Source organism: Chromobacterium sp. ASV23 (genome assembly GCF_016428945.1).
In the GTDB taxonomy this organism is placed as follows: Bacteria; Pseudomonadota; Gammaproteobacteria; order Burkholderiales; family Chromobacteriaceae; genus Chromobacterium; species Chromobacterium sinusclupearum.
The window spans coordinates 75,572-85,033 of sequence record NZ_JAELTR010000012.1 but is presented as its reverse complement, the minus strand read 5'-3'; the positions used below and the strand labels follow the sequence as shown (position 1 = coordinate 85,033).

The following is a 9,462-nucleotide window of genomic DNA, read 5'->3' as shown; positions in this document are numbered from 1 at the left end:
CCCCCCCCCCCCCCCCCCCCCCCCCCCCCCCCCCCCCCCCCCCCCCCCTTTTGAGTCTCGTGGGCTCGGAGATGTGTATAAGAGACAGGGGTATTGCGCCTCCCGGTGGGTGTGGCGGCTGATGCGGTCGCGCAGGCCGTATTGGTGGACGCGGGCGATGCGTTCCACTTGGCGCAGGAAACCGATCTCGACGCCGCCGGCTGTGGCCTCGATCTTGAGCCAGCGCGCGCTGCGCAGCTTGGCGAACATCTGGCGGCGGATGACGCCCTTTTGCTGGCGGAATTGCGGCCGGCGCGGGGCGTAGCCGCTGCCGTCCGGGTTTTGCTGGGCGGCGATGCGCTTTTGCTGGCTTTGGCGCAGAGCGCGGCCGATGTCGCGGGCCAGGGCGCGGCGGGCGGCCGGCGCCACCTTGTGCAGCAGGCCGGACAGCTCGGACTCAAGCCGGGCGATTGTCATAGACGGTTTCGCCCTTCACGGTGATGGTCCAGTATTCGACGCCGGCGAAAGGTTCCGCCGGCTCGCCGTAGTGGGTGGCGGTGACGTTGCCGTCCTGGCCGACTTCCACGCGGACGCCTTCGGACAGCTGCAGGGTGATCTGCACATCCACCGCCGTGGCGCTGATCCATTCCACTTCAAAGCGGAAACCTTTCTCCAGCCGTTCCGAGTTTTGCACCAGCGGCGGCTCGTTCTGCTCGATCCAGGCGCGCAATGGAATGACGAGCTGGTCCAGATGGCCGGTGAAATCGGTAATGACCAGCTTCAGCGTGTAGCGGTAGCCGAAATGCAGCCGGCCCGGCGCGGTGACGATGCCGCCATCTTCCACCAGCATGATCAGCCGTTCCGGGTTGTCGCGGAGCGCCGGCAAGGCGGCCTCGACAGCGCGGCGCAGGTCAGCGGGTTTGTTCATGGTCTTCCTGGCACTGCACGCAGCGGGTGCAGCCGGCAACGATGCGCTGGCGCGCTTCCGGTATCGGCTCGGCGCAGTCTTCGCAGTGGCTCAGGCTGGCGCCGTGGGTGAGGTGGGCGAACTGGCGGGCGAGGGCTTCTTCGCGCTGGCGTTGCTCCAGTTCCTGGGCGCGGTCGTAGAAATCAGTCATGGCGTTGTTGGCATTGGATGATGTGGTGGATCTGCGCGGCGCACTGCTCAAGCGCCGCCCGGTGTTGCTGCCAGCTGTCCGCCAGCTGGGTGTTGGTGGTCGGCGCCAGCGCCGGCAGCGCGCAGGGCGTCACCGTCGGGCAGCGCTGGATCAGCAGCGGGCGCGAAGGCGGGCTGGCCGGTGGTGTCGAGCAGGCGGGCAACAGGCTCAGGGATAGCAGCGCTAGCCCAGGCAGCAGCGGCAGGCGTGGCATGGATGGCGGTCTCCAGTTTCGTCGCGGCGGCGGCGTGTTGACGGGATAGGGCAGACAGCTGGCTGGCCAGCTCGCGGTTGGCGGCTTGCTGCTGCTGGATGGCGGCGTCCTGGGCGGCCAGCTGTTCGGCCTGGGCGCGGTTGCGTTCGGCCAGCGTGGCGCTGTCGCGCAGCGCGGCGGCCAAGCTGGAGGCCTGGCGCTGGAGCTGGCCGCTTTGCTGCCACAGGGTGTAGCCGGCCAGCAGGGCGGCGGCGAGCAGCAGGTTCAGCAGCAGGCGGCGGATCAGTGGCATCAGCGCGGCGATCATGCGGCCAGCCTTTCCGCGCGCTCGTAGGCGGCCTGCAGCTTGGCGTCGTAGAGGTTTTCTTTGTAGGCCGGGCCGTTGTAGAGCCGGGCCACTTCCGCCCATTTCTTGGCTTGCAGTGCCTTTAGCAAAGCCGGCTCGGCCAGGATGAAGCGCACGAAGGCGTCGAGCTGGGCCGGCTCGCCGGACTCCATCGCTAGGCGCCATTCGCAAGCCCCGACATAGCCCAGGCGTTGCCAGTGATAGCCCATGATCTGAAACGCGCCCCAGCTGCAAGACTCGATGGCCAGCTGTTCGCCGCCGATGATGGCCAAGCTGGCGAAGCGCGCCCACTCGGCCGCGCCGCCGGCGTAGCCGCCGCGCGCCTGGTTGCAGATGGCCGGGTATTGCGCGGCCAGGCTGTCGGCCTGTTTGCCGGCGCGCTGATAAGCGACATGGCGTTCCAGCAGAATGACGGGGCGGCCGTCGGCCAGGAAACCGCTGCCGCGCGACTCCACCGCATTGATGGCCTTGACCACGGACACGCCGACGCCCAGGCGCTCGGCGGCGTCCTGCAGATCGGCTTCGCCCAGCCGACGCGGGCCGGCTTGGCCCGCCAGCGCGGCCAGGGTTTTGCTGCCGGCGATGCCGTCCACCACCAGGCCGGCGCGGCGCTGGAAATCCGCGACGGCCGCTTCGGTGGCGTCGCCATACCAGCCATCGACGGCCAGCCTGGCGCCCAAGGCGGCGAGCCGTTGCTGCAGCGTTTGCACGTCCAGGCCGTGCGCGCCTTTCTTCATCAGAGCCATGTCTCTTTCCTCAGCAGGATGGCCAGCCGCGACTGGCGCGGGCCGCTATTGCGGAACAGCTCCACCACGTTGCCGCGCTGGGCGATCAGCGCCAGCAACAGCGCCAGGTTGATGAACAGCTGCGGCCACTCCACCAGCTCATGCCGGCCAAACAGGCGCAGCACGGCCACCGCACCGGCGGAAACGATGAGCAGATAAGCCGAAAGTGCAGCAAATGGGCGGTATTTGGACGTTCCGCGCTGAAAACCGAGCAAAACCATAGACGAAAGTCCAAGCACCAGGATGTGCAGGGCATTGAGCGTCATGGCTTGCCCCCCTTGATGCCGCGCACGGCGGCGGCCGGGTCGTCGGCCAGCCGGATCAGCCACAGCAGCACCTTGACGGCGAGGGCGGCGGCGAGCAGCGCGCCCACGCCTGGGCTGGCGTCGATGGGCAGCCAGCGCGCCAGCAGGCTGGCCACGCCGGCGGCGGCCACCAGGCCGGCCACAAAGCTGACGATGAAGAATCCCGCTTTCTTGGCCAGGCTCAGGCTGTCCGAACTCAGCACGAACACGGCCGCGCCGGCGAAAGCGCCGAGCACCACGGCGGCGTCGATGCCGGGCAGCATGGCCAAGCCGGCGACGGCGGCCAGCGTGGCGGTGGTGGCGGTACTGCTTACAGGTTCTGCCATGGTGTTAGTCCCATAGGTTGATAAGGGTTTGCGCGGGCGCGGGGTCGGCCGGTAGGTCCGGCAGCTTCACCAGCGTGCCGCTGGGCAGGACCGGGCCATGCTCGGCCAGCCCTGGGTTGTGCTGCAGCAGCTGTTCCACCACGCCGCGGGTTTTGCCGTAGACGCGCCAGGCGATGGCGTCCACGCTGTCGCCCTGCATGGCGCGGAGGGCGCGCATCAGATCAGCTCCACCGTGCAGCGGCCGACGCCCATCAGCGCGCGGAGGGCGGCGCGGGCATCGGCGCGCAGCTGGTCGGCAGTGGCGTCCAAATCCTCCGCGCGTTGGCGGGCCGCGCCGGTGGCGTCAAACGAGCGGTAGCGCTCGGCCAGGTCCGCCGCGGCGGTGGCGTAGACCGCGCGGCGCCAGCGCTGCACCAGCACCGATTCGCCGTCGATCTGTTCCGCCTCGATGTCGGCCAGGCGCAGCGCGCCGCCGGCGATCTTGACCATGCGCCAGCCGGCCAGCTCGCCATTGACGGCGGCGATGGCTTCCACCAGCGCGCCGCGCAGGCGGGCGGTAGTGACGGTGCCGTCGTAACGCATGGCGGCGCGGAAGTGGGCCGGCTCCACCTCCGGCCAGAAGCGGCTGGATGCGATGGCCGCGCCATCGGCCGGCGCGGGCGTGCTGGTGGGCGTGGCGTTGACGGTGTGGATGCTGTTGATCTGCATGGCGCTGTCCTTGTGGGTGACGGTGGAGGGGGCTTCGGCCGTTGGCCTGCGCCTGGCGTCCACCCCCTGCCGTCAGTCGCGCGGGGTCGCTCGGTTACACCTGGCCGCCGGCGGGCGGTTGGGCGCTGTTCTTGATGGCGCGCTCGATGCGCTCGATGTCCTTTTTGACGCCGACCCGGTTGTCTAGCTGCTGGGCGCGGCGCAGATGTTCCAGCGCGGCTGCCGGCGCTTGCTCGGCCAGGATCAGCCCGGCTTCCTTGAGCAGCTTGGCGCGCACTTGGTCTGGCATATCGTGCTTGTCGGTCAGCTCGGCGGCGTAGGTCAGCGTGTGCAGGTCGAATGGCTGCTGGCCATCGCGGGCGCGCTTGGCGGCGTCGGCGATTTCCTCGGCGACGACTGTGGCCGTGGTGCGGCTGAACTGGTCCGGCAGCGGCAGGCCGTGGGCCAGCGCGTATTCGGCAATGTCCAGCGCGCCGCTGTAGTCGCCGGCGTCGATGCGCCACGTCATGACCGTCATCAGCACGTCGTCAGGCTGGCCGCGCCCGCCTTCCAGCGCGCCTTCCACCCAGGGGGCGTAGTCGGGCAGCACTTCGCGTTTGACGGCCGCCTTGCCTTCCATGGACTGGATTTGCTTCAAGCGGCGCTTGTCTTCGGCCAGCTTGACCAGCATCAGCTCGTAGGCGGTGCAGTGGATCGGGCCGTCTTCCACGGCCAGGGCCGAAGCCCTGGCCGCGCTGGCCCGCAGGAAGTGGGCGCGGGCGTGGCTCATTCGGCTTTGCCTTCCTTCTTTTCTTCCTTCGGCGGCGGCAACAGCTCGATGTTTTCCACCAGGCAGCCGGCCTCGTAGCGCTCCACCACATAGGCTTCGTTGTTGCTCTCGTAGTTGGCGACTTGGTTGAATTCCGGTTCTTCGCGCAGATGGCGGCGGCGGCTGCCGTTCTGGTAATAGATGGACAGGTTGGACAGCGGGGTGATCATCATCGCGCCGGCCGGGAAGAAGGGCACGGTGACGGCCGGCAGGTTGCCGACGCGCTTCTGGCTGGTGACGACATCGGCCGCCAGTTGCTCGCTGGGCTTGTTGTCCTGGTTGACGATGGGGAAGTACTTGTCATGCAGCAGGTCGCGGCCCAGGATGACCACCAGCTCCGGGTTGCCGGCCAAGGTCGGGTCGATCATGCCGGCCACGGCGTCCATCACCAGCGCATCGAGGTTGTAGAAGTCGCCGCCCTTTTCTATTGCCCCGATCAGCACCTTGCCCGATCCCTTCTTTACTTCCGCCATCACGCGCTCCGGCGCTCTCTCGCGGTAGTGCTGCAGCCAGCCCTTGTTGACGTCTTGCAGCAGCGGGTATTTCTCGCGGTTGGTCTGTTCCGCCACGCTGATGCCGTTGAAGCCGATCATCATGCGGTCCAGCCCCTGCTGCTTGACGATGACGTCGCGCAGCTTGGTCTGGAAGTCCGGGAACTTGGCCCAGGCATCCAGCTGGACGTAAGGGATGGCGGTGTCGAATTCGGTGAACTCGCAGCGGAATTTGTGGCTGTTCAGATCGGTCAGATTGCGCGGGCGGCGTGGGTTGGTCGGCGTCACCTTGGTGCGGCCGGCGATGGTGCCGAACACGCCCAGGCCCAGCTTTTCGCCTTCCAGTTCATCGACGCCGACGACGTTGATGCGCGACAGGAATTCGCTCGACTCCTGAATGCGGGTTTCCAGCTTCTGCTGGATGGACGGCTGCACGCTGAAGGCGTTTTTCACTGCGTCTGTAGTCACGCCATTCAAGCGGGCGATCTGGTCCAGCAGTTGGGTAAAGACGTTGCGGGTTTCGGTTTTCATGCGGTGTGGCTCCGGGGAATAGGGTAGGGATCAGCAATCGGTGACGATTTCAGCGTTACCGCCGGTGGCGGTGGTGCGCGCCGGGGTGGTGGGCTGGCTGCTCAGCTTGGCTACCAGGGCGTCATGGGCGGTTTTGAGCTGGCCGTATTCCTTGCGCAGCTGCACCACGTCATCGGCGCGGGCCACGCCGCTGAATTGCTCCAGCACCTGGGCCTGGCTTTCGGCGATGGTTTGAACCGCGGCCGACAGTTCGGCGGTATCGGCGGCCTGGCGTTTGGAGAATTTGCCCAGCACGCCCTTGATCTTGTCGCTGAAGCCGGCCAGCGCGCCGGCGCTGTCGTCTTCAAATTCCAGACTGCATTCGATGGCGGCGGTGAACAGGTTGTCCGGCTTTTCCTTGCGGGCGGCCAGCGGGCTGGACTTGGCCTTGGCGCTGAATTCCAGCATCTCGCAGCCCAGGCTGGCCGGGTCGTCGGTGATGGCCAGGCCGACCAGATAGGCTTCGCCGCTGTCGGTGAAGTTGGTGTCCACCTCGATGGAGGTGTAAATCTTCTGGCGCGCTTTGGAGAGTGCGACCAGATCGTCGGTCGGGTCGATGACGGCAAACAGCGCCAACTTGCCGTCTTCTACCTGCTCCGCGCTCAGGGCGGTGACATCGCCGTAGCGCTTGAACGGGCCATCGGGCAACAAGCCCTTGAAGTGTTCCAGGTTGACGCGGGCTCCGTACTTTTTCGGGTTGTAGTTGGCGGCCATTTGCTCAATCCAGCTGCGCTCGATGTTGCGGCCGTCGGTGGTGGCGCCTTCGGTGGCGACACGGAATTTCTTTGCCTTGCTTGCCATGGTTTGCGGTCCTCGGTCGGGTGTCTGTCGTGGCGATGCGCCCATATTCCGGGCCGCGCGGGGCGGGGTCGAGCGCTGGCTGTTGTGTGGCGCGCGGGCACAACCGGCAGGCCAAGAAGTGCGCCGGACAAGCCGGCAGACTGCCGGCATGGATACTCAAACCCTTATCGCCGAGCTGGACCTCGACCCGCGCCGCCTAGCCCGCGCCTTGTATTGGCAGGGCTGGCGCGTGGCGCGCATTGCCGAGCATGTGGGCGTGAAGCCGGCGACGGTGCATAGCTGGAAGCGCCGCGACGCCTGGGACGATTCCGACCCGGCCGACCGCATCGCGTCCACCATCGAAACGCGGATGCAGCAGCTGATCCTGAAGCCGGACAAGGAAGGGAAAGACTTCAAGGAAATCGACTTGCTGGGCCGCCAGGTGGAACGCCTGGCGCGCGTGGGTAAGTACAGTCAGACCGGCCGCGAGTCGGATCTGAACCCGAACCTCGCCAACCGCAACGCCAAGCCTAAGCGCCAGCCGGAACGGAACCCGATTACCGACGAACACCAGGCGCAGTTGGTGGCGGCCTTCCTCGATGGCATGTTCGAGTATCAAAAGCACTGGTACAGGGCAGGGCAGCAAGAGCGCATCCGCGACATCCTGAAAAGCCGGCAGATCGGCGCCACTTACTATTTCGCGCATGAAGCGCTGATTACCGCGCTGGAGACGGGGCGCAATCAGATTTTCTTGTCCGCCTCCAAGGCCCAGGCTTTCCAGTTCCGTTCCTACATCTGCGACTTCGTGAAGGACGTCACCGGGGTGGAGCTGAAAGGGGAGGTGATCAAGCTGCCGAATGGCGCGGAGCTGTCCTTCCTGGGCACGAACAGCCGCACCGCCCAGGGCCGCCATGGCGATTTGTATGTGGACGAGTATTTCTGGATTCCGCGCTTTCTGGAGCTGCGCAAGCTGGCCAGCGGCATGGCCAGCCAGAAGATGTATCGCCAGACGTATTTCTCGACGCCATCCGCCATGTCCCACGAGGGATTCAAGGTATGGACCGGCGAGCATTTCAACCGCGGCCGGCCCAAGGCGGAACACATCAAGCTGGACGTGTCGCACCAGGCGCTGGCCGGCGGCGTGCGCGGCCCGGATGGCCGCTGGCGCCAGATCGTCACCATCATCGACGCGCTGGCCGGCGGCTGCGATCTGTTCGACATCGACCAGTTGCGGCTGGAGTACAGCCCGGAAGAGTTCCTGCAGCTGTTCATGTGCCAGTTCATTGACGACGGCGCCAGCGTGTTTTCGTTTGCCGCGCTGCAGCGGGCGATGGTGGACGCCTGGGCCGAGTGGGACGACTTCAAGCCCTTCGCCGCGCGGCCGTTTGGCCATCGGCCCGTCTGGCTCGGCTATGACCCCAGCCACACTGGCGACAGCGCGGCGCTGGTGGTGCTGGCGCCGCCGGCCGTGCCGGGCGGCAAGTTCCGCATCTTGGAGCGGGCGCAATTCAAAGGCATGGACTTTGCCAAGCAGGCCGATTTCATCCGCCAGCAAACCCAGCGCTACAACGTGGAATACATCGGCATCGACACGTCCGGCCTGGGCACGGGCGTCTATCAGCTGGTGAAGCAGTTCCGGCCGGACGCAGTGGCGATCAGCTACAGCGTGGAAGTGAAAACCCGGCTGGTGCTGAAGGCGCTGGACGTGATCAACAGCGGCCGGCTGGCGTTTGACGCCAGCCACAACGACATCGCCGCCGCCTTCCTGTCGATCAAGAAAACCAGCACCCCCAGCGGGCGCGGCGTTACCTTCGCCGCCGGCCGCTCCGAAGAAACCAGCCACGCCGACCTGGCGTGGGCCACCATGCACGCCCTGGCGCACGAGCCGCTAGAGGGCGCGACTTCCACCAATACCAGTTTCATGGAGATTTTCTAATGGCCAAAGCGCGCAGCCACAACCTTACCCATCAGCCGGCGACGCCGCCGGCGCCAGCCAGCACGCCGCTGGCGTTTTCCTTTGGCGAGCCGGTGCCGGTGCTGGACCGGCGCGAACTGATGGACTATCTGCAATGCGTGGACAATGGCCGCTGGTATGAGCCGCCGGTGAGCTGGGACGGCCTGGCGCGCAGCCTGCGCGCCAACGTCCACCACGCCAGCGCCTTGACGGTGAAGCGCAATGTGCTGGTTTCGACGTTCAAGCCACATCGGCTGCTGAGCCGGTCGGCGTTCAGCGCCTGGCTGATGGATTATCTGGTGTTCGGCAATGCTTACCTGCAGGTCATCACCAACCGGCTGGGCGGGGTGATGGAGCTGAAGCCGGCGCGGGGCAAGTATGTCCGCCGCGCCAAAGACCTGGCCGGGTTCTGGTGGGTGCCGGGTTTCGATCAGGAGCAGCTGCTGGCCGGCCGGGTGCTGCACTTGATGGATGCTGACATCAATCAGGAGGTGTACGGCCTGCCGGAATACCTGGCCGCGCTGCAATCGGCCTGGCTGAATGAGTCCGCTACCCTGTTCCGCCGCAAGTATTACCTGAACGGCTCGCACGCTGGCTTCATCCTCTACATGACCGACCCGGCCAACAACGAGCAGGACATCGACAATCTGCGCAAGGCGCTGCGCGACAGCAAGGGGCCGGGCAACTTCCGCAACCTGTTCATGTACGCGCCCAACGGCAAGAAGGATGGGCTGCAGCTGCTCCCGATCAGCGAAGTGACGGCCAAGGATGAATTCCTCAACATCAAGAACGTGACGCGCGACGACGTGTTGGCGGCGCACCGGGTGCCGCCGCAACTGCTGGGCTTGATGCCGGGCAATGTCGGCGGCTTCGGCGATGCGCCCAAGGCGGCCGGTGTGTTCTACGAAAACGAGATCAAGCCGCTGCAACTGCGGCTGCAGGAGGTCAACGACTGGCTGGGCGAGGAGGTGATCCTGTTTGGGGAGTATGCGCTGGCGGCGGCGGGGTGAGCTTGTGAGTTGTCGCCAACTGATAAAGT

Annotated in this window: 15 protein-coding genes; 3 read left to right on the top strand and 12 right to left on the bottom strand. The window is 66.3% G+C overall.

Features of this window, described 5'->3' with window-relative positions; translation table 11 throughout:
* The 4 genes from JHD59_RS07690 to lysC form a co-directional block, all read right to left on the bottom strand.
* The coding region (locus JHD59_RS07690) for a phage virion morphogenesis protein (RefSeq protein WP_199153818.1) at window positions 1-456 on the bottom strand (456 nt) is incomplete at its 3' end.
* Window positions 437-907, bottom strand: coding sequence for a phage tail protein (locus JHD59_RS07685; protein ID WP_199153817.1), 471 nt, complete (start codon window positions 905-907; stop codon window positions 437-439). The genes JHD59_RS07690 and JHD59_RS07685, both read right to left, overlap by 20 nt.
* Window positions 891-1,097, bottom strand: coding sequence for a TraR/DksA family transcriptional regulator (locus JHD59_RS07680; protein ID WP_199153816.1), 207 nt, complete (start codon window positions 1,095-1,097; stop codon window positions 891-893). The genes JHD59_RS07685 and JHD59_RS07680 overlap by 17 nt, the downstream gene beginning before the upstream one ends.
* Window positions 1,090-1,350 (bottom strand): Rz1-like lysis system protein LysC, encoded by a 261-nt coding sequence (gene lysC / locus JHD59_RS23310; protein ID WP_368671548.1) that lies wholly within the window; start codon window positions 1,348-1,350, stop codon window positions 1,090-1,092. The genes JHD59_RS07680 and lysC overlap by 8 nt, the downstream gene beginning before the upstream one ends.
* 85 nt (window positions 1,351-1,435) lie before the next feature.
* On the opposite strand from lysC, the gene JHD59_RS23305 reads away from it, so the two are divergent.
* On the top strand, window positions 1,436-1,684 hold the full coding sequence (locus JHD59_RS23305; RefSeq protein WP_368671547.1) for a hypothetical protein: 249 nt from the start codon (window positions 1,436-1,438) through the stop codon (window positions 1,682-1,684).
* Here JHD59_RS23305 and JHD59_RS07670 read toward each other — a convergent pair.
* From JHD59_RS07670 to JHD59_RS07635, 8 genes are all read right to left on the bottom strand, one after another.
* On the bottom strand, window positions 1,654-2,442 hold the full coding sequence (locus JHD59_RS07670) for an N-acetylmuramidase family protein (protein ID WP_199153814.1): 789 nt from the start codon (window positions 2,440-2,442) through the stop codon (window positions 1,654-1,656). The genes JHD59_RS23305 and JHD59_RS07670 overlap by 31 nt on opposite strands.
* A complete protein-coding gene (locus tag JHD59_RS07665) occupies window positions 2,433-2,747 on the bottom strand; it encodes a phage holin family protein (protein WP_199153813.1) in 315 nt (104 codons plus the stop codon). Before JHD59_RS07665 ends, JHD59_RS07670 begins: the two co-directional genes overlap by 10 nt.
* Window positions 2,744-3,112 (bottom strand): putative holin, encoded by a 369-nt coding sequence (locus JHD59_RS07660; protein ID WP_199153812.1) that lies wholly within the window; start codon window positions 3,110-3,112, stop codon window positions 2,744-2,746. Before JHD59_RS07660 ends, JHD59_RS07665 begins: the two co-directional genes overlap by 4 nt.
* A 4-nt stretch (window positions 3,113-3,116) precedes the next feature.
* Window positions 3,117-3,329 (bottom strand): tail protein X, encoded by a 213-nt coding sequence (locus JHD59_RS07655; protein WP_103321525.1) that lies wholly within the window; start codon window positions 3,327-3,329, stop codon window positions 3,117-3,119.
* Entirely contained in the window at window positions 3,329-3,820 is a 492-nt protein-coding gene (locus JHD59_RS07650; protein WP_199153811.1) for a head completion/stabilization protein, read from the bottom strand. Before JHD59_RS07650 ends, JHD59_RS07655 begins: the two co-directional genes overlap by 1 nt.
* A gap of 94 nt (window positions 3,821-3,914) precedes the next feature.
* Window positions 3,915-4,589, bottom strand: a complete 675-nt coding sequence (locus JHD59_RS07645) for a terminase endonuclease subunit (protein ID WP_199153810.1) — start codon at window positions 4,587-4,589, stop codon at window positions 3,915-3,917.
* Window positions 4,586-5,650, bottom strand: coding sequence for a phage major capsid protein, P2 family (locus tag JHD59_RS07640; protein WP_199153809.1), 1,065 nt, complete (start codon window positions 5,648-5,650; stop codon window positions 4,586-4,588). The genes JHD59_RS07645 and JHD59_RS07640 overlap by 4 nt, the downstream gene beginning before the upstream one ends.
* A gap of 30 nt (window positions 5,651-5,680) precedes the next feature.
* On the bottom strand, window positions 5,681-6,490 hold the full coding sequence (locus tag JHD59_RS07635) for a GPO family capsid scaffolding protein (RefSeq protein ID WP_199153808.1): 810 nt from the start codon (window positions 6,488-6,490) through the stop codon (window positions 5,681-5,683).
* A gap of 148 nt (window positions 6,491-6,638) precedes the next feature.
* Between JHD59_RS07635 and JHD59_RS07630 the strand changes: the two genes are divergently transcribed.
* Both JHD59_RS07630 and JHD59_RS07625 read left to right on the top strand, forming a co-directional pair.
* On the top strand, window positions 6,639-8,405 hold the full coding sequence (locus JHD59_RS07630; protein WP_199153807.1) for a terminase ATPase subunit family protein: 1,767 nt from the start codon (window positions 6,639-6,641) through the stop codon (window positions 8,403-8,405).
* Window positions 8,405-9,433, top strand: a complete 1,029-nt coding sequence (locus JHD59_RS07625; RefSeq protein ID WP_199153806.1) for a phage portal protein — start codon at window positions 8,405-8,407, stop codon at window positions 9,431-9,433. Before JHD59_RS07630 ends, JHD59_RS07625 begins: the two co-directional genes overlap by 1 nt.
* The last annotated feature ends 29 nt before the right edge of the window (window positions 9,434-9,462 follow it).